Here is a 20204-nt window from a genome sequence, read left to right as displayed (position 1 = left end):
GGTTGTTCTAACCCCGCCCCCCTTTTGAGAGCTGCCACCGTGAAGATCTGTCATCAACTTGCCGGCCTGTTGCTGGCTGGCTTGGTCGGGCTGAGTCCGGCCGTCCTGGCTCAGACCCCACCGAAGGTCAAGGCCGCGGCGGCCGCCACCGCTCAGCGCCTGGCCTCGAACCACGCCCTGGTCGTCGACCTCAAGACCAACCAGGTACTCTTTTCCCAGAATCCCGACCAGGTCGCCCCCATCGCTTCGGTGACCAAGCTGATGACCGCCATGGTGGTGCTCGATGCCCGGCTGCCGCTGGAGCAGACCATCGACATCGACATCAGCGAGAATCCGGCCATGCGCGGCATCTTCTCGCGGGTGCGCCTGGGTAGCCAGCTGACCCGGCGCGACATGCTGCAACTGGCGCTGATGTCCTCGGAAAACCGCGCCGCCACCAGCCTCGCCCATCACTATCCGGGTGGCCAGCGGGCCTTCGTCGCCGCCATGAATGCCAAGGCCCGCGCCCTGGGCATGAGAAACACCCGCTACGCCGAGCCCACCGGCCTGTCGCCGCTGAACGTCTCCACCGCTCGCGACCTGGTTACCCTGCTCAAGGCCACCGAGCACTATCCGCTGCTCGGCCAGCTCAGCACCACCCCGGAAAAGACCCAGGCCTTCCACAACCCCAACTATGTGCTGGGCTTTCGCAACACCAACCACCTGGTCTACAACGCCGACTGGAGCGTGCAGCTGACCAAGACCGGCTACACCGACAAGGCCGGTCACTGCCTGGTGATGCGTACCGTGATGGCCGGTCGTCCGGTGGCCTTCGTGGTAATGGACGCCTTCGGCAAGTTCACCCACATGGCCGACGCCACCCGCGTGCGCCGCTGGCTGGAAACCGGTGCCCTGAGCCCCCTGCCGGGCGCGCCCAAGGCCGGTCGCAGCACGGTGCTGGCGCGGCAGTAAGTCCTGTCTGGCACGCCAGGAAGCCGCGTCTCGACGCGGCTTCCTGCTGTCCAGCACCTGGCACTTGAAGAACGGACGCCTGCCGCCCCCGGCGAATCGGCCTCCTGGACCTCTTTGACCGCCGAGACGGGCACCCCGGGCATAAGGCGCGGTCTAGGGCTGTATCCCCTATCTGGAACGCCCTATGAGCAAAGACGCGATCGCCCACGAGTACTACGAAACCATCACCGGCCGCTGCTGGCTCGATGACGTGCGCGAATGGCGCCGCCTGCAGGCCGAGGCCCAGGCCGCCGCCGATCGCTACCTGGCCTGCCCGGAGGACCTGGGCACGCCCGAGCGCGAACGCCTGGAGCAGCGCTGGCGCGCCATCAATGAGGAGGCCGGTGCCTTCTGGCAACGCATGTGGGCGAATCTGGATCGTCAGTGAAGGGCCGTGGCTTCAGGCAGCGCTAGCGAGAAGCGCCAGCAGGCCTTCGGGTACCAGCCGACAGCTGTCGTCGAAGGAATCGAGCGGCCGCCAGGTGGCCATGAAGGCCTCACCATCGCTCTCCTGACCAGGCAGCTCGGTCTGCGCATAGAGCTGCCGATTAACGAATTCGGCGGCGTAGACCAGCACCACCTCGTGGCCCGGCCGCCCGGCGTAGCTGAACAGCGATTCCAGGGTGCCCAGCAGCCTCACCTCGGCCAGTTCGACGCCCAGTTCCTTGCGCATCTCGCGCCGCACGGCCGCCAGACTGGTTTCGCCGAATTCCACGCCACCGCCCAGGGGCCGGCAAAAGCTTCGGCCATCCTGCGGATCCTGCGTCTCGCGCACCAGAATGCGCTTGCCCTGGCGCAGCACACAGAGCGCCAGGACGCGAATCTGACCGCTCATCAAACCAGCCCTTCCGCCCTCAACTCGCTCTTGAGATAGGCGTAGTACACCGGCGCCGCCACCAGCCCGGGCAGGCCGAAGGCCGCCTCGAACACCAGCATGGCCACCAGCAACTCCCAGGAACGGGCGCTGATCTGGCCGCCGACGATGCGGGCGTTGAGGAAGTATTCCAGCTTGTGGATGGCGATCAGGTAGCCCAGCGCCGCCACCGCGACCCAGATCGACAGCGACAGGCCGGCGATGAAGATCAGGGTGTTGGACATCAGGTTGCCTATCACTGGCAGCAGGCCAAGGATGAAGGTGAGGATCACCAGGGTCTTGGCCAGCGGCAGATGGACATCGAACAGCGGCAGCACGCCGAGCAGGAAGATGCCGGTCAGGGTGGTGTTGAGCAGCGAGATCTTGATCTGGGCGAAGACGATGTTGCGAAAGGCCTGGGCCACCAGGCCGAGACGCACCAGCAGCGCGCCGGACAGTGGGCGCAGGCGCTCGGGATCAGGCGTGGGCTGCAGCGCGACGATGGCCCCGAGGATCATGCCGATCAGCACGATGACGAAGGTCCGCGCCGCGTCGCGACCGAACAGCTGCAGTTGCGCCACATGGGCGCGTACCCATTCCACCAGCTCCTGCTTCATGCTGTCGGCGTTGGCCGGCAGGTAGGCATCCAGCGAAGGCGGCAACTGGGCACGGGCGCGCTCGGTGAGCACCATGAACTTGTCCAGCAGGCGTCCGGGGTTCTGGACTTCCTGGATGATGAAGCTGGTGAACCAGACGAAGAACAGCGTCAGCAGGCTCACCACCAGCGCGCCGAGCAGGGCCACGGCGAGCCAGCGCGCGCCGCCGCCGGGCATTTGCCGCTGCAGGCGTCCGGCCAGGGTATTGACCAGTTCGTACACCAGCAGGCCGGCCAGCAGGCTGGGCAGGAGCTTGAGCGGGAGAACCAGATAGAGCGCGGTGAAGACGATGATCCAGCTGGCCAAGATGGCCTGGCGTTGCGTGAAGGCGTACATAGATTACCGGCGGCAGAATCCCTGCCCGCAGTCTGACAGTCTGCCGCCTCGCCGCCCAGCCTAGTGTGGTGTTTCAAAAGTTATCTAGGCAATTTTGCCGGCGCCTTTTATCCCTGGACGTCGTTGCCCCTCCTCGCCATGGCCCTACCATGACTCGTCCCGGCGCCTAGCCCATAAACAAAAATCACTCGCCACTTCTTGCGCGAACTTCTGAAACACCACACTAGACAGCGAAGAACGCCCAGGTCTCTGTTACCCGGCGTTACCCGGACGGGCGCTTTGGCACCCCTCGCCTCAGTTGGCCAGTTCCGCGGCACAGACCCGGGCGCGGCCCTGGTGCTTGGCCGCATAGAGCTGGGCATCGGCGGCGGTGATCAGGGCGGCCGGATCGACGGCGGTGGGCGGCAGCGCGGTGGCCACCCCCAGACTCAGGGTGACGTAGCCGGTCACCGAGGAGTAGCCGTGGGTCAGGCGCTGGTCGTGCACCTGCTGCAGCAGCCGCTCGGCGACCTGGGTGGCGCCTTCCAGGTCGGTCCCGGGCAGCAGGCAGCCGAATTCCTCGCCACCGTAGCGCGCCAGCAGGTCATAGGGTCGGAACAGCCCCTGCCCCAGGGCCTGGGCGACCTGGCGCAGGCACTGGTCGCCGGCCAGGTGGCCATAGTGGTCGTTGTAGGCCTTGAAGTGATCGATATCCATGAGGATCAGCGAAAACGGCGTGCCTTCGCGCTGACTCTGGCGCCAGCCGCGCAGCAGCGCCTCGTCGAACTGGCGGCGATTGGCGACGCCGGTGAGGCCATCGACCAGGGCGATGCTGCGCAGGGCGTCGCGTTGCGCCTTGAGGGTCAGCTGGGTGCGCACCCGGGCGCGGACAATGACCGGATTGATCGGCTTGCTGATGAAGTCCACCGCGCCGAGTTCCAGGCCGGTCACCTCTTCGTCGGGGCCTTCCTGGCCGGTGACGAAGATCACCGGGATGGCGGCCGTGGCGGGCTCGGCCTGCAATCGCCGCAGGACCTCGTGGCCGTCGAGCTGGGGCATCATCACGTCGAGCAGGATCAGATCCGGCTGCTGGGCCAGGGCCAGTTGCAAGGCCTGGGCGCCGCTGGTGGCCATCAGCGTCTCGCAATCCTGGCGAAAGAGTTCGTGGAGGATGCGGATGTTCAGCGGTTGGTCGTCGACGATCAGCAGCTTGGGCTTGCTGCGTCCGACGGCCTGCGCGGTCGGCGGAGTCATAGGGCTTCCTTCAGATCAGGCAGGGTAATGAGCGCCGCGGTGAAGTCGAGGGTCTCGACCTGGGCGCGCAAGAGGTCGTAGCGCACCTGGGCTGCGGCGCGGCAGTGCACGGGCAGCTCGGCGATCAGTTCCAGGGCGTCGAGATTGCCCTGGCTGAGCAACTGTTCAAGTTCGTCCAAGCGGGCGCGCCAGTCGACCTGGGGATCGGTGTGGGTTGCGCTTGCGACTGCCGTTTCGGCAGTGACGGGCGGTGGCAGGAGCTCGGCCAGGGCGCTGCGCAATTCGACCAGGGCTTCGTCGAGCAGCTGTCGCAGGGTCGTCAGTTCCATCGCCACCTCCGGGGGGACACCCGCGCCGGCCTTGCCGGCGCGTTCGCCCTCGGCGGCACGCGCGGCCAGGCGCTGGGCACCCATGGTGCCGGCGCTGCCCTTGAGGGAGTGTAGTACGGCCACCGCTGCCTCGCTGTCGGCGGCGTGCCAGGCTCGGGCGAGCCCTCCCAGCAGGCTGACGGAGTCCTCGGCGAAGCGTTCCAGCAGCGAGCCGAACAGCCGGGCATCGCCTCCGAAGCGGCGCAGGACGAGACTCAGGGGTTCCACCTGGCGATCCTCGCCGACCGGCGCGGCAACGGGCGCGACGCTGACCTCCTGGCCGGTCAGGCGTTGCAGGCGGGCGACCAGCAATTCCAGGTCGATGGGCTTGCCGATATGGTCGTCCATGCCGGCGGCCAGGCAGGCGTCGCGATCGGTATGGGAGGCATTGGCGGTCATCGCCAGGATCGGCAGGGTACGGAAGCGCCCGTCGGCGCGGATGCGACGGGTGGCTTCCAGGCCGTCGATGTCGGGCATCTGCATATCCATGATGACCACGTCCAGCGGCGCGCCGGAGAGCACCCGCTCGACCCCTTCCAGACCGCCTTCCGCCAATTCAACCTGGGCGCCCTGGGCCAGCAGCAGCTCGGCGGCCACCTGGCGGTTGAGGGCATTGTCTTCCACCACCAGCAGGCGCAGGCCGGCCAGCCGGTGGCTCTCGTCGACCACCGCGGCGGCGTGCACACCAGCCGGGATCTCGGCGCCCAGGGCCCGCTCCACCACCTCGACGATCTGCGCCGGGGTCACCGGCTTGGTCAGGTAGTCGTCGAAGGGCGCATCGGCGCTCTGCTGGGTTTCGGACAGGAAGTCGCGGCCGAAACCGGTGAGCATGATGACCTTGGGTCGGTTGTCGGCCTGCCGCTCGCGCAGCTGTCGGGCCGCCAGCAGGCCATCGCCGTCGGGCATGCGCCAGTCCATGAGCACCGCCTCATAGGGCTGCGCCTGCTGCTTGGCCTCGGCGACCCGCGCGAGGGCGGCGGCGCCGCTGGTGACCAGGTCCACCTGCCAGCCGAGGGCGGCCAGGGTTTCCACCAGCACCTCGCCGACCAGGGTGTTGTCGTCGGCCAGCAGCACCCGTCGGCGTACCGGCGCCAGCTGGGCCTCGCCCTGGCTGTCCACCGCCAAGGCGGCATCGAACCAGAAGCGGCTGCCCACCCCCAGCTCGCTTTCCACCTGCAACTGGCCATCCATCAGCTCCACCAGGCGCTTGCAGATGGCCAGGCCCAGCCCGGTCCCGCCAAAGCGCCGGCTGATCGAGGCCTCGGCCTGGGTGAAGCCCTGGAACAGCTGCTCCTGATGCGCCGGGCTGATGCCGATGCCGGTGTCCTGCACCGAGAATTCCAGGCGCAGTTGGCCACCGTCCCGCGACAGCTGGCGCACGCTGACCAGCACGTGCCCCGCTTCGGTGAACTTGAGGGCGTTACCGGCCAGGTTGATGAGGATCTGCTGCAGCCGCAGGCTGTCGCCGATCAGGGCGGTGGGCAGTCCGGCATCCAGGTGGTAGTTGATCTCGACGTTCTTTTCGCTGCTGTTGCCGGAGAGCACCACGCCCAGGTTGCGCAGCACCTGCTCCAGGCTGAAGGGATGGACATCCAGCTGCAGCTTGCCGGCTTCGATCTTGGAATAGTCCAGCACGTCGTTGAGCAGCCCCAGCAGCGAACGCGCCGCCTGCTGGGCCTTGGTCAGGTAGTCGCCCTGGCGCGCGTCGAGCGTGGTGCGCTGCAGCAGTTGGAGCATGCCCAGCACGGCGTTCATCGGCGTACGGATCTCGTGGCTCATGTTGGCCAGGAAGGACGACTTGGCCTGGCTGGCCAGGTCGGCGCGGGTACGCTCCTCGCGCAACCGGTGTTCCAGCTCCAGCTGTTCGGTGATGTCGCGGTTGATGCCCACTACCCGCAATACCCGGCCGCGCGGATCGCGCTCGGTGCGGGCGCCGGCGATGATATGGCGCAGCGAGCCATCCCGACGGCGGATGCGGAACACCGGATCGAACACCGCGCGCCCGGCCATGGCGGCGCCCAGGCGCTCTTCGGCGCTGCCCAGGTCGTCGGGGTGCACGCGGTCGCGCCAGTCGTTGTAGGTGATGCCGCGCGTGCGCTGCTCCTCGCTCCATTCGTAGAGATCGAACATCCGCTCGTTGCACTGCACCTGGCCGGTGTCGGGCTGCCAGCACCAGATGCCCAGCTGGGCGACGTCGGCGGCCATGGTCAGCTGATCGCGGGTCTGCACGAGCGCCTGGCGCTGGCGACTCTGTTCGGTGATGTCGGCGATGATGGCCACCGCCAGACGCTCGCCATCGGTCCACATCACCCCCAGGCTCAGGGTGATCGGGAAGACACTGCCGTCCGCCCGGCGCCCCTCCATTTCCTGGCCCTGTTGAGCGGCCTTGTCGTCGGGCACCGCCTGCGAGCAGCTGAACAGCGCCTCGTAGCCGGCCAGATAGCCGGGAATCAGCCGGCGGACGGGTTGACCGATCACCTCGGCCGCGCAATAGCCGAAGATGCGTTCGCCGGCGGGGTTGAAGGAGCGCACCAGGCCATTGCTGTCCACGGTGACGATGGGGCTGACCGCGGTGTCCAGGATCGCCCGGGTCAGGGCCAGGCTGGCAGCCAGCTCCTGCTCGGCGGCCTTGCGCTCGGTGACATCGGAGGCGATGCCCAGGTAGCCGCTGACCTGGCCCGAGACATCGCGCATGGTGGTCACCACCAGGCTGACGTCGCGGTGTTCGCCGTCGCGCCGGACGAAGGTCCACTCGCGGGCGTCGGCACCGGCGCGCTCCGAGCGCTCCACCAGCACCCGGAAGCCGGTGACCGGCAGGCCGTATTCGGCTTCCAGGGCCACGCCCTGGGTCGCCAGTTCTTCCGGCAGATGGAAGTCGCTGGCCTGCCAGAGCCCCACCACCTCGGCGGCGCGATAGCCCAGCAGGCGCTCGGCGCCTTCATTGAACAGGGTGATGCGACCTTCGTGGTCGGTGGCGATGATGCCCACCTCCGAGGCCGCGCGCAGCACGTCGCCGAGCAGGCGGTTGGTCTGGCTGAGTTCGACGGTGCGCTGGGCCACCTGCTCTTCCAGCCGGGCATTGAGTGCCAGGATCTCGGCCTGGGCGGCCTTCTGCAGCGAGATGTCGCGCACCGTCTTGGAGGCGCCGATGACCCGGCCGTCACGGCCGCGCATGGGCGAGACGCTGACCAGCACCTCGATGAGGTGGCCGTCGCGGTGCTGGCGACGGGTCTCGAAGTGCGGCACCGGCTCGCCGCGACCGATGCGGGCGAGCACCGACCGCTCTTCGTGTTCGAGTTCGGTGGGCACCACCAGATCGAGCAGGCGCTGGCCCACGGCTTCGCTGGCGCTGTAGCCGAACAGCTTCTCCGCGGCGTGGTTCCAGCTCAGCACCACGCCCTGGAGGTCCTTGCTGATGATGCCGTCGGACGAGCTTTCCACCACCGCTGTGAGGTTGGCCTGGTCCTGCTGGTACTGGCGGCGCCGCTGGCGCGTGGTCATCACGGCGAAGGTGAGGCCGGCGGCCAGCAGGCTGACCAGCTTGCCGACCAGATGCACCAGGGGTATCGAGACCAGGTTGAGGCCGGCGACGAAGGCCGGGGTGGCGGTAAACGCCATCTGCCAGCGCCGCCCATAGACATCACGGGTGGCGCTCACTTCCGAGAGTCCCTCGGCGACCGGCTCCCGGGTATCGCCGCGGGTATAGAACAGAGAGGGCCGCGCCGGCTCGGTCACGTCGGTCAGGCGGATCAGCAGACCCGGGATATCCAGGCGCAGGCTACCGAACAGTTCCTCGATGCTCAGAGGCACATAGGACCAGCCGAGGGTAGCGGCCTCGCGGCGCGCCGGGTCCTTGGGCAGCAGGCCGTCACGGTAGATGGGCAGCATCAGCAGCAAGCCGCGCTCGGGCGGTTGATAGGCCTGCAACTCCACAGGCCCCGACAAGTGCATGCTACCCCGCTGCATGGCCAGCACCGCCGTCTCGCGGCGTACCGGCTCAGACGCCGCATCCATGCCGACTGCACGCTGGTTGAGCGCCACTGGCTCGACGTACTGGACGACGAATCTATCGCCGCCATGGGGCGCGAAACTGCGAATGGCGAAGTCCGGCCAGCCATCGGCGCGCGCGGCGTAAACGAAGCGCTCTTCCTCGTCGACGGGAACCCGGCGGATGAAGCCTATGCCACGGGCCCCGCGAAACTCCTGGTTCAGGTCGTGGGTACGACCGTAGTGCTCCAGCAGTTCCCGCGACAGCCCCGCGCCGGCCACCACGATGACGTCACGCATGCCGCTCAGGCTGTACTCATAAACCCGCAGCCGCTCGGCGATCTGCTCGCGCACGTCGGTCGCCGCCGCGTTGAGGGCCGTCTGTACCTGTCGCTCGTTGCGCTCGGTCAGATGGCGCATGGTCAGGCTGGTCAACAGGACGCCGAACAGAAAGACGCCGAGACTCCAGCGTACGCGAGAGGATTTGCACAGCCTGCTGAACATGAAGCCCCTGGTGGCAAAGGGTGCCACGCCGTAGGTTAGGCGGTGCCAGGAGCGGGAAGCGCGGACGGAGCAGGGCCTCCACCAGACCTGGCGGTAACAGCTAGCCCATCGGCGGGAAAAAAGGCTTTCTTGATACCGCGGATCGGTCGTCGGGCCGAGGCGCAGCGGGCGATGCGCGCAAAGCGGCAGGCCAGAGCAAGTTCACGCGCTAATTAGTTTTACTGTTTCTGACGAGTGGTCTAGGCCCAATCAGCGTCCAGGGGCGATTTGCTGACCTGCCGGACAGCAAAAAGGGAGCGCCGACCTGGCGTCGGCGCTCCCTTTCAACACCCCCAGGAATCAGATGCGGAAGCCACCCACCAGCCGCTGCAGGCGGCCGGCCTCGGCTTCCAGGGCGGTACAGGCCGCCAGGGTGGCCTGGAGGTTGTCGACGCCCTGCTGGTTCAGCAGATTGATCTCGCTGATGTCCATGTTGAGGGTCTCCACCACCGAGGTCTGCTCCTCGGTCGCGGTGGCCACCGACTGGTTCTGGCCATCGATCTCGCCGATGCGCTCGGTCACGCTGCCCAGCCGCTCGCCGGCGCTCTTGGCCACCTGCATGCTGTGGGCGCTCTGCCGCTGGCTTTCCTGCATCAGGGCCACGGCGTCGCGCGAGCCGGTCTGCAGTTCCTCGATCATCTGCTGGATCTGCTGCGCCGAACTCTGGGTGCGGCTGGCCAGGGAGCGTACCTCGTCGGCCACCACGGCGAAGCCACGCCCGGCCTCACCGGCGCGGGCCGCCTCGATAGCGGCATTGAGCGCCAGCAGGTTGGTCTGCTCGGAGATGCCACGGATGACTTCGAGGATCTGGCCGATGTTGGCGGTCTTGCCGTTGAGTGCCTCGATATGCTCGCAACTGGTGCCGATCTTGGCCGACAGCGCCTGCATGGCGTGCAGGGCTTCGTCGAGCACCTCGCGACCCTCCTCGCCCTGGGCGCGGGCGGTGCTGGCTTCGCCGGAGGCATGGGCGGCGTTGCGGGCGATCTCCTGGGCGGCGGCGCCCAGTTCGTTGATGGCGGCGGCCACGCTGGTGGTGCGCTGGGCCTGCAGATCCGACTGTTGCATGGAGGATTGCGACGACTCCAGCACCCGGCGCGTGCCCTGATTCAGCTCGCCGGTGCTCTGCGCCACGTCGCGGATCGAGGTATGGATCCGTGCCACGAACTTGTTGAAGGCCTCGGCCAGGGCGCCGAATTCGTCGCGGGCCTGCACCGGCAGGCGGCGGGTCAGATCGCCCTCGCCTTCGGCGATGTCGGCCATGGCGCGGGTCAGGTCATGCAGCGGCCGCAGCAAGACGCGGATCAGCAGCCCCAGCAGCAGGATGATGGCGACGACCGCCACCAGGGTGGCGACGATGGCCAGGTTGCGTGCCTGGGTCACCGGGGCATAGGCCTTGGCCTGGTCGATGGACAGGCCCAGGTACCACTTGACCGAGGGCAGGCCATTGACCGGGGTGAAGCTCACCAGGCGGTCGCTGCCATTCTGGGTGACGGCGTGCAGACCCGGCTGCAGGGACGGCGTCTGCTCGGGGAAGACGTCCTTGAGGGTCTTGAGCACCTGCTCGGGATGGCTGCTGACCAGCACCTTGCCGTCGCCGTCGACCAGGAAGGCTTCGCCCAGGCCACCGACGTTGAGCGAGGTGATGATCTCCACCAGCGCCGAGAGGTTGAGGTCGCCGGCCACCACACCGGCCAGCTGGCCGTCACGCTGAAGCGGGGTGGCGATGGTCACGCCCAGCTGTCCGGAAGAGGCGAAGATATAGGGCGGGGTCAGCACCGTGGCGCCGGCGGCGGTGGCGGCCGCGTACCAGGGTCGCTTGCGCGGATCGTAGCCGGCCGGCAGGGTGCGCAGCGGACGGGTGGTGTAGGTGCCGTCCACCTCGCCCAGGTAGGTGGAATCGAAGGTACCGGTGTAGATCTTCTGGTCCAGCAGACCGACCAGGCCGGCGGGCGAGCGATCGCGCGCCAGGGTCTGGGCTTCGCCTTCGATGAGTTTGACCCGCGCATCCAGCCAATAGGCGACGTTGCCGGCGGTGACCCGACCGGTTTCCGCAAGGTTGGCGCTCAGGCTCTGGTCGATGGCCTGGCGTTGCAGGTAGGCGTTGAAACCGGCGGAAGCGGCCAACGCGGTGGAGATCACCAGCGCCGCGACCAGCAGGATCTTGTGGCTGAATTTCAGGTGTCGCTTCATACAGGTCTGCGTCCGTGGCCAGGGTGGAGCCATGCCGGATTCAGGGCATGGCGGTCACTCGTTATCGGGCACATACGTTACGACTTGAGCGGAGCGACGGCCTCTTTTCGGGTACTCGCGCTAGATGCGGAAGCCACCCACCAGCCGCTGCAGGCGACCGGCCTCGGCTTCCAGGGCGGTACAGGCCGCCAGGGTGGCCTGGAGGTTGTCGACACCCTGCTGGTTCAGCAGATTGATCTCGCTGATGTCCATGTTCAGGGTCTCCACCACCGAGGTCTGCTCCTCGGTCGCGGTGGCCACCGACTGGTTCTGGCCGTCGATCTCGCCGATGCGCTCGGTCACGCTGCCCAACCGCTCGCCGGCGCTCTTGGCCACCTGCATGCTGTGGGCGCTCTGCCGCTGGCTTTCCTGCATCAGGGCCACGGCGTCGCGCGAGCCGGTCTGCAGCTCTTCGATCATCTGCTGGATCTGCTGCGCCGAACTCTGGGTGCGGCTGGCCAGGGAGCGGACCTCGTCGGCCACCACGGCGAAGCCGCGCCCGGCCTCACCGGCGCGGGCCGCCTCGATGGCGGCATTGAGCGCCAGCAGGTTGGTCTGCGCGGAGATGCCACGGATGACTTCGAGGATCTGGCCGATGTTGGCGGCCTTGCCGTTGAGCGCCTCGATGTGTTCGCAACTGGTGCCAATCTTGGCCGACAGCGCCTGCATGGCGTGCAGGGCTTCGTCGAGCACCTCGCGGCCCTCCTCGCCCTGGGCGCGGGCGGTGCTGGCCTCGCCGGAGGCATGGGCGGCGTTGCGGGCGATCTCCTGGGCGGCGGCGCCCAGTTCGTTGATGGCGGCGGCCACGCTGGTGGTGCGCTGGGCCTGGATATCGGACTGCTGCATGGACGACTGCGAGGCTTCCAGCACCCGGCGGGTACCCTGGTTGAGTTCGCCGGTGCTCTGGGCCACGTCGCGGATCGAGGTGTGGATGCGCGCCACGAAGTGGTTGAAGGCTTCCGCCAGGGCGCCGAATTCGTCGCGGGACTGCACCGGCAGGCGGCGGGTCAGATCGCCCTCGCCTTCGGCGATGTCGTCCATGGCACGGATCAGGTCATGCAGCGGGCGCAGCAGCACGCGGATCAGCAAGCCCAGCAACAGGATGATGGCGACCACCGCCACCAGGGTGGCGACGATGGCCAGGTTGCGTGCCTGGGTCACCGGGGCATAGGCCTTGGCCTGGTCGATGGACAGCGCCAGGTACCACTTGACCGAGGGCAGGCCCGCGACCGGGGTAAAGCTCACCAGGCGCTCGCTGCCGTTCTGCAGCACGTGATGGAAACCGGGGGCCAGGCTCGGCGTCTGCTCCGGAAAGACCTCCTTGAGCGATTTCAGCACCTGGTCGGCGTGGCTGCTGACCAGGATCTTGCCGTCACCGTCGACCAGGAAGGCTTCGCCCAGACCGCCGGCGTCCAGCGAGGTGATCATCTTCATCAGGCTGTCCATCACCAGGTCGCCGGCCACCACACCGATCAGCTTGCCGTTCTGCAGGACCGGCGCGGCGATGGTGATGCACAGAAAGCTCTGCGGCGGCGCGGTGAGATAGGGCTCGGTGAGGATGGGGCCGCCAGCGCTGACCGCGGCCTTGTACCAGTCGCGCTGGCGGGCGTCGTAGCCGGCCTCCATGGGGGTATGGGGGCGGTCGGTGAAGGTACCGTCGACCTCACCCAGGTAGGTGGAGTCGAAATTGCTGGTGTAGAGCCTCTCTTCCAGCAGGCCCACCACGTTGGCTGGGCTGCTGTCGCGGCTGAGCGCCTGGGCCTGGCTGTCGATCAGCTTGACCCGCGCGTCCAGCCAGTAGGCGATGTTGCCGGCGGTGATACGGCCGATCTCGCCCAGCGAAGCTTCGAGACTCTGGGTGATCGCCTGGCGCTGCAGATAGGCATTGAAGCTGGCGAAGCCGGCCAGGGCGATGGTCACCACCAGGGCGGCCGCCAACAGGATCTTGTGGCTGAATTGGAGCGAGCGTTTCATGGGTACCACGCGTAGGGCTGGAAGTGGGCAGCCGCGCTCCTCGCAGCTACTTATTGCGATAGGCATCGAGAGGGCGAACCGACCGGGGGGACGATCGAGGCCAGACTATTTACGCTCAAATCTGACTTTTTAGTCGGACTCAACCGATAAACGTTCTCACATCGCCGATGTCTGGCCGACCCGGTCTAGAGCAGGCTGAATCCCTTCAGCAGCAGCAGGCCGAGATTGGTGGTCAGCATCCCGCCGAGGGTACTGAGCACCACGATGGTCGCCGCCAGTTGGGCATTGCTGCCGGCGGCGCGGGCCATGACGAAACTCGACGCCGCGGTCGGGCACCCCAGATAGAGGAAGAGGATGCCCAGCGCCGGTCCCTGGATGCCCAGCGCCAGGGCGCCCAGCACGCCCAGCAGCGGAATCCAGACGATCTTCCACAGGCTGGCGCCCAGCGCCAGGCCGCTGCTTTCGCGCAGCGCGGCCAGCGACAGGGTGGCGCCGATGCACATCAGCGCCAGCGGCAGGGTGAGACCCGCGAAGTAGCGCGCCGAGGTGTCCAGCCAGCGCGGCAGCTGCCACTGGAAATAGGCGAAGGGAATCGCCAGCAGGATGCCGATGATCAGCGGATTGCCGAGGATGCTGCGCAGGAGGGTGCGCCAGTTGGCTTCCAGGTGCGGACTGTAGATCGCCAGCACGATGGCCGAGAGCACGTTGTAGAAGAGGATGACCATGCCGGCCATGATCCCGCCCACCGACAGCCCATAGTCGCCGTACTGGGTCGTCGCCAGGGCCAGGCCGACGATGCCGCAGTTGCCGCGAAAGGCGCCCTGCACATAGACCCCGCGATCGGCATGGGGGCAGCGCCAGATCGCCCAGGCCCAGGCGGCCAGGAAACTCGCCACCGTGGCCAGAGCGAAATAGCCCAGCAGCAGCGGCTGCAGCGCCTCGCCGAGATCGGCCTTGAGGATGCCGAGAAACAGCAGGGTCGGCATGGTGGCGCGAAACACCAGCGCCGAGGCGGTGTTGATGAAGGGGGTATCGATCCAGCCCAGCCGCCTGAGCACGCAGCCCAGCAGCACCAGGGCGAAGACCGGGGCGGTGACGTCGAAGGTCGCCTGGACCAGGGCAAGCACGTCGGACATGGCAGAAGGCATCGCGGGAACGGCTCGCGATGGTAGCAGGCACGGCGCGCCAGGGGTTCCTTCCTTCCGTCATCGCGAAGTGACATCAGTCAATGCTTAGCTTACTATCTACCCGCCCGATTCAGACGACGCCCCCGATCCATCCCCTGCTTCGCCTCGGCGCGACCGCTCTAGCTTCCTGCCAGGGAAGCCGGCGAAGGGGTGGAACAATAAGACAGACAACAGGTTCAGACGTAGCAGACGACAGATCCGCATGCGGTTCCGATTTGCGATGTCGTCGATCGAGTCGAAGTCTCTTTTCACGATTGCATTGCGAGCGCTGCCATGACTGTCACTTCCAACGCGAGACCGGGAGGCCTGCCCGCCAGGTTACTCGGCATCCTGTTCATCCTCCTGGGCCTCGCCCTGCTGGGGCTGGGCATCAAACTGGCCACCCTCGGGGGCTCCCTGTATTACCTCGGCGGCGGCGTGCTGCTCGCCCTGAGTGGTTACCTGCTGTGCATTCGGCGGGCCAGCGGGGTCTGGGTCTATGCCTTCTTCCTGGTGCTCTCCACCGCCTGGGCCGTACTGGAAGTCCAGTTCGACTGGTGGCAGCTGGTGCCGCGCCTGGCGCTCTGGTTCGTCCTTGGCCTGGTGCTGCTGATCCCGGTGTTCCGCCGTCCGCTGGACAGCCGTAGCGGCGCCCTGCCGCTGGTCGGCTCGCTGGTGATCGCCGCGGTCGTCGCCCTGATCGCCCAGTTCGTCAACTACAACCGTCTGGACGGTGACCTGGGCCGCGATACCGCAGGCGTCGAAAGCGCCGCGCCGACCGCCGCCGATGGCGACTGGCCGTCCTATGGCCGCACCGCCTTCGGTGATCGCTACTCGCCGCTCAAGCAGATCGACGTCAACAACGTGAAGGATCTGCAACCGGCCTGGACCTTTCGTACCGGCGACATCCCCGGCCCGAACGATCCCCAGGAGACCACCGCGGAAAACACCCCGCTCAAGGTCAACGGCAAGCTCTATGTCTGCACGCCGCACAGCCAGGTGATCGCCGTGGACCCCGACAGCGGCAAGGAAATCTGGCGCTTCGATCCCAAGCTGAGCACCCAGCACGCCGACAGCTTCAAGGGCTGGGCGCACATGACCTGCCGCGGCGTGGCCTACCACGACGACGCCACCTACGCCGGCACCACCACCGCGGGCCAGAGCCCGGCCACCGGCAGTGCCGTTCCGGTCGACGAGCAGAGCACCCCGGCCGCCAGCAGCTGCCCGCGCCGCCTGTTCCTGCCCACCGCCGACACCCGCCTGATCGCCATCAACGCCGACACCGGCAAGGTGTGCAGCGACTTCGGTGACAACGGCCAGGTCGACCTGACCGCCAACATGGGCAGCTTCACGCCCGGCGGCTACTACTCCACCTCGCCGCCGGCGGTGACCCGCAACCTGGTGATCATCGGTGGCCACGTCACCGACAACGTCTCCACCGACGAGCCGTCCGGCGTGATTCGCGCCTACGACGTGCACAGCGGCAAGCTGGTATGGAACTGGGACAGCGGCAATCCGGACGCCACCGCGCCCATCGCCGCCGATGGCATCTACACCCGCAACTCGCCCAACATGTGGTCGATGATGGCCGTCGATGAAAAGATCGGCATGGTCTATCTGCCCATGGGCAACCAGATGCCCGACCAGTGGGGCGGCAACCGTACCCCGGCCTCCGAGAAGTACAGCGCCGGCGTGGTCGCCCTCGACATCGCCACCGGCAAGGTGCGCTGGAACTACCAGTTCACCCACCATGACCTCTGGGACATGGACGTGGGCGGTCAGCCGACCCTGGTGGACATCAAGACCGAAGGCGGCGTGAAACCCGCGCTGATGGCCTCGACCAAGCAGGGCAGCATCTATGTGCTGGACCGCACCAACGGTCAGCCCATCTACCCGATCAAGGAAACCCCGGTGCCCCAGGGCGCGGTGGAAGGTGACCACACCTCGCCGACCCAGCCGGTCTCCTCGATCAACCTGGCCGCGCCGACCCTCAAGGAAAGCGACATGTGGGGCGGTACGCCCTTCGACCAGGCGCTGTGCCGCATCGCCTTCCGCGAGCACCGCTACGAGGGCATCTACACCCCGCCGTCCACGCAGGGGTCGATCGTCTACCCGGGCAACTTCGGCGTGTTCGACTGGGGCGGCCTCTCGGTCGATCCGGTGCGCCAGATCGCCTTCCTCAACCCCAGCTACATGGCCTTCACCTCCAAGCTGGTGCCGCGTGAAGAGATCGCCAACCAGCCGGCGCGCAAGAGCGAGACCGAGGGCATCCAGCCCAACAAGGGCGCGCCCTATGGCGTGATCCTGTCGGCCTTCCTGTCGCCGCTCGGCCTGCCTTGCCAGGCACCCGCCTGGGGCTATGTGGCGGGTCTCGACCTGACCACCGGCAAGCTGGTCTACAAGCACAAGAACGGCACCGTGCGCGACAACTCGCCGGTTCCGCTGCCCCTGCCCATGGGCGTGCCCAGCCTGGGCGGCACCGTCACCACCGCCGGTGGCGTGGCCTTCCTCAGCGGCACCCTGGACCAGTACCTGCGTGCCTATGACGTGAAGAACGGCAAGGAACTGTGGAAAGGCCGCCTGCCGGCCGGTGGTCAGACCACCCCCATGACCTACACCGGCAAGGACGGTCGCCAGTACGTGCTGGTCTATGCCGGCGGCCATGGCTCGCTGGGCACCAAGCAGGGTGACTACGTGATGGCCTTCGCCCTGCCTGAGAAGAAGTAAGGGCGCCCGCGCCTGAGCTCCCCTCTCCTTCGGGAGAGGGTCCGGGGCGAGGATGCTTCGAGCATTTTTGACATCCTGTTGGAACCCCCCTCGCCCCACCTCGAAATCCCGGCCCGGCCGGGATTTTTTTCGCCCGGGTTTTTTCTTTCTGTGAAAAAGCCTCTGGCACCCAGGGCCCAGCGGAAAAGGCTGCGCCGTTTTCCACGCTACGGGGTCAAGACCGTGCCTCGAACGCTCCCTCTCCCCCTGGCAGAGGGCCAGGGGGAGGACAAACCCAGGCACCCCACCCGCGCCTCCCCCTCACCCCCAGGGAGAGGGCCGGGTGAGGGCAAAACCAGGCACGGCTCTCGCTTTTCCCCTCTCCCCAGGGAAAGGGCCGGGGTGAAGGCCAAACCAGGCACAGCCCTCGCTCTTCCCCCTCTCCCCCAGGGAGAGGGCCGGGGTGAGGGCACGCCGCGCTCCATCACCTTCCCCTGGACTCGGTTAAGCTATCCCCATGCCCAGCTCTCTTTCCCAACACCGCCGACTGCGCCTGGCCAACGGCCTGGCCGTCGCCCTGCTGCACGATCCCGAGCTGCCCCAGGCGGCCGCCCTGGTCCGCATCGGCGCCGGCAGTCACCAGGCACCGCGTGCCTTTCCAGGGCTGGCGCACTTTCTCGAACACCTGTTCTTTCTCGGCAGCCATAGCTACCCGGCGGCGGACGGCCTGATGCCGCTGGTGCAGCGCCTGGGCGGCGAACTCAACGCCAGCACCCGCGAGACCACCACCGACTTCTTTTTCGCCCTGGCCCCCGAGCACCTGGCCGCCGGGCTCGCCCGGCTGCTGGACATGCTCGCCGCACCGCTGCTGGCACCAGACGCCCAGCGCCGCGAGCGCGAGGTGCTGCACGCCGAATTCATCGCCTGGTCGCGCAGCGCCGATACCCGCCGCGACCTGGCCCTGGCCGCCGGCCTGCCCGCGGACCATCCCGCCGCCGGCTTCCATGCCGGCAATCGCTACAGCCTTCCGCTGCAGAGCCGCGCCTTCCAAAGGGCGCTGCGCGCTTTCCAGCACCAGCACTACCGCGCCGATAACGCCCTGCTGGTGCTGGCCGGGCCACAACCGCTGGCCGAATTGGCAGGCCTGGCCCGCGAACATGGCGCCGTCCTGGCATCCGCTCCTACGCCCGCGAATGCAGCGCCCCCGCCACTCCCGGCCAGGGGTGAACACTGGCTGAGCAGCGCTGCCGCGCCGCCCAGGCTGGCTCTGCAATTCGCTCTCGACAACCTGCCGCCCGGCAGCTGGGAAGCGGCGGAGCTGCTGGAGACCCTGCTGCTCGGCGACCATCCCGGCGGCCTGCCCGCCATCCTGCGCCAGGCGGGCCAGGCCGCACGATTCAGCCTCGCCTGGCCCTATCGCCAGGCACTTCAGGGCCTGCTCCAGCTGGATTTCTCACCCGGTCCTCAGGCCAGCCCCGGCCACCTGACCAGCCTCCTGTTCGCCTGGCTGGACACCCTGCGTCAGACACCTCTCGCCACGCTGCAGCAGGGCCACGCCGAGCGGGTCCGGCGCCAGTGGGCCACCCTGCCCGCCCTGGCGCTGATAAGGCGCCTGGGTGAACGCCTCTGGCTGGATCGACCAGGAGACGCCTGGCCGCAACCGGCCCTCTCGCCTGCCGCCCAGGCCGCCTGGCCACGGCTGCTCGCGCAGCTGGTCCCGGAACGCCTCAGCGGTTTCGCCGCCGGCCTGGCCGATGCACCCAACCGGGCGTCGCCCGTCGCCGCCCCCTTTACCCTGCCACCGCCCAATCCTTTGCTCGTTGACCCCGCCACTTCGAGCGCCCCGGCGCTGCAGCCCTGGCCGATCAGCCAGGCGCTCGCCCCGCAGCAGCGCGAAGGCCTGCTGTTCCTGCGCTGGCAGTGGCCGGGACCGGCACCGGTCGCGCCCGATGTCCTGGCGCTGGGCGCGCTCCCCCGGCTGGCCGCCGAGGCGGGCGTCAACCTACGCTGGAGTCCACCGGGGGCGCCCTGGGAGTTGCGGCTGCAAGGCTGGGCCGCGGCGCTGCCGGCGGTGCTGGAGCAGACGCTCGGCCGCCTGACGGCAGAGCGGGATAACGGCAGACCGGCACCCGCGCTACCGCCCAAGCCCATGCTGATCCGCCAGCTGCTCAAGGTCCTGCCCGAGCGACTGACCGCGGTCACGCCGCCGAGGGCGATTGCAGCAGGCCCGCGTTGGCAAGCCCTGGCCTGCGGCCTGCCGCGGACGGCGCAGGCATCCCTGGCTGCCGTCACCCCGCCGCCCCAGCCCCAGGCCGGGCCGCCGGGTGAACCGCCCAGCTTCACTGGCCGCCACTGGTACCCCGAACCCAGCACCGACGCCCAGCAGGCGCTGCTGCTGTTCTGTCCACAACCCGATGTGCGCCCCACCACCGAAGCCGCCTGGCGGCTGCTGGCGGCGCGCCTGCAAGGACCGCTGTTCCAGCGTCTGCGCAGCGAGCGGCAACTGGGCTATGCGGTGTTTTCCGCCTATCGCCAGCTGGGCGATCACGGCGGCCTTTTGATCGGCGTGCAGTCACCCCATACCCGGGCGGCGGATATCCTGGCGGAAATCGAAGGTTGCCTGGCTGACAGCCTGGCCGCCATTCAGGCCGAGGGCGCGACGCTGGCGCTGAACATTCGCCAGCTGGTGCGCGACTTCAGCCCCGCCACCCCTCAGCGCGCTGCTCTGGCCGAGCGCCTCTGGTGGGGCTTCCAGCGCAGCGGGACGCTGGACCTCGCGCCCTTGCAGGCAGCCCTGGCCGCCCTGGACAACAGGGCCCTGCAGCAGGCCTGGCAGCAACTCACCGCCAGCGACGCAGCGCGCTTCGCCCTGGCCAATACCGGCGCGCCATCCGGCTGGATGTCATAGCTTTCAACACTTTCCCGGGAGCGTCGGCCGCTGCCGGCGGTCAATCTGTTGCAGGATCGGTAAGACAGTTATGTCCGCCGGACCGCCAGCGATTCGTCGCGGCAAAAACCCTTAGCTAGATAACATTTGTTAGACTTGACGACCGGATCCATCCGGCTTTCGCAGTCAAAGAGGAGACCTCCCATGTGGACCAAGCCTGCTTACACTGACCTGCGCATCGGCTTCGAAGTCACCATGTACTTCGCCAACCGTTGA

12 protein-coding genes are annotated in these 20204 nt (G+C 67.8%); 5 read left to right on the top strand and 7 right to left on the bottom strand.

Annotated elements, in window-relative coordinates; all coding sequences use genetic code 11:
* Positions 1 to 45: 45 nt before the first annotated feature.
* Positions 46 to 951 carry a D-alanyl-D-alanine endopeptidase gene (pbpG, locus tag AABM56_RS03040; RefSeq protein WP_027598771.1) on the top strand — a complete coding sequence of 302 codons (906 nt, stop codon included), beginning with the start codon at positions 46 to 48 and terminating at the stop codon, positions 949 to 951.
* A gap of 184 nt (positions 952 to 1135) precedes the next feature.
* Positions 1136 to 1378 (top strand): hypothetical protein, encoded by a 243-nt coding sequence (locus AABM56_RS03035; RefSeq protein ID WP_133862253.1) that lies wholly within the window; start codon positions 1136 to 1138, stop codon positions 1376 to 1378.
* Between the two features lie 12 nt (positions 1379 to 1390).
* On the opposite strand, the gene AABM56_RS03030 is transcribed toward AABM56_RS03035, so the two are convergent.
* The 7 genes from AABM56_RS03030 to AABM56_RS03000 all read right to left on the bottom strand — a co-directional run bounded on the left by AABM56_RS03030 (position 1391) and on the right by AABM56_RS03000 (position 14305).
* Positions 1391 to 1825: an NUDIX domain-containing protein gene (locus tag AABM56_RS03030; protein ID WP_347883827.1), complete on the bottom strand. Its 435-nt coding sequence runs from the start codon at positions 1823 to 1825 to the stop codon at positions 1391 to 1393.
* Positions 1825 to 2835 (bottom strand): AI-2E family transporter, encoded by a 1011-nt coding sequence (locus AABM56_RS03025; RefSeq protein WP_133862255.1) that lies wholly within the window; start codon positions 2833 to 2835, stop codon positions 1825 to 1827. The genes AABM56_RS03030 and AABM56_RS03025 overlap by 1 nt, the downstream gene beginning before the upstream one ends.
* Positions 2836 to 3129: 294 nt before the next feature.
* Positions 3130 to 4068 carry a diguanylate cyclase gene (locus AABM56_RS03020; RefSeq protein WP_263259572.1) on the bottom strand — a complete coding sequence of 313 codons (939 nt, stop codon included), beginning with the start codon at positions 4066 to 4068 and terminating at the stop codon, positions 3130 to 3132.
* Positions 4065 to 8927 carry a PAS domain S-box protein gene (locus AABM56_RS03015; RefSeq protein WP_263259573.1) on the bottom strand — a complete coding sequence of 1621 codons (4863 nt, stop codon included), beginning with the start codon at positions 8925 to 8927 and terminating at the stop codon, positions 4065 to 4067. The genes AABM56_RS03020 and AABM56_RS03015 overlap by 4 nt, the downstream gene beginning before the upstream one ends.
* Before the next feature lie 339 nt (positions 8928 to 9266).
* Positions 9267 to 11156: a methyl-accepting chemotaxis protein gene (locus AABM56_RS03010; protein WP_133862258.1), complete on the bottom strand. Its 1890-nt coding sequence runs from the start codon at positions 11154 to 11156 to the stop codon at positions 9267 to 9269.
* A 120-nt stretch (positions 11157 to 11276) separates the two neighbouring features.
* Positions 11277 to 13169 carry a methyl-accepting chemotaxis protein gene (locus AABM56_RS03005; protein ID WP_133862259.1) on the bottom strand — a complete coding sequence of 631 codons (1893 nt, stop codon included), beginning with the start codon at positions 13167 to 13169 and terminating at the stop codon, positions 11277 to 11279.
* Positions 13170 to 13354: 185 nt separating this feature from the next.
* Positions 13355 to 14305 (bottom strand): AEC family transporter, encoded by a 951-nt coding sequence (locus AABM56_RS03000; protein WP_133862260.1) that lies wholly within the window; start codon positions 14303 to 14305, stop codon positions 13355 to 13357.
* 324 nt (positions 14306 to 14629) lie between these two features.
* Here AABM56_RS03000 and AABM56_RS02995 point away from each other — a divergent pair, with 324 nt between their 5' ends.
* The 3 genes from AABM56_RS02995 to pqqA all read left to right on the top strand — a co-directional run bounded on the left by AABM56_RS02995 (position 14630) and on the right by pqqA (position 20204).
* Complete coding sequence (locus AABM56_RS02995) at positions 14630 to 17062, top strand: glucose/quinate/shikimate family membrane-bound PQQ-dependent dehydrogenase (protein WP_133862261.1); 2433 nt, start codon at positions 14630 to 14632, stop codon at positions 17060 to 17062.
* A 496-nt stretch (positions 17063 to 17558) separates the two neighbouring features.
* Positions 17559 to 19949, top strand: a complete 2391-nt coding sequence (gene pqqF / locus AABM56_RS02990; RefSeq protein WP_347883826.1) for a pyrroloquinoline quinone biosynthesis protein PqqF — start codon at positions 17559 to 17561, stop codon at positions 19947 to 19949.
* 183 nt (positions 19950 to 20132) lie between these two features.
* Positions 20133 to 20204 (top strand): pyrroloquinoline quinone precursor peptide PqqA, encoded by a 72-nt coding sequence (gene pqqA, locus AABM56_RS02985; RefSeq protein ID WP_003243383.1) that lies wholly within the window; start codon positions 20133 to 20135, stop codon positions 20202 to 20204.

Source organism: Pseudomonas aestiva, assembly GCF_039908605.1.
GTDB lineage: Bacteria > Pseudomonadota > Gammaproteobacteria > Pseudomonadales > Pseudomonadaceae > Chryseomonas > Chryseomonas aestiva.
The sequence above is the reverse complement of the archived record's forward strand: the minus strand, read 5'-3'. Positions and strand labels throughout refer to the sequence as shown.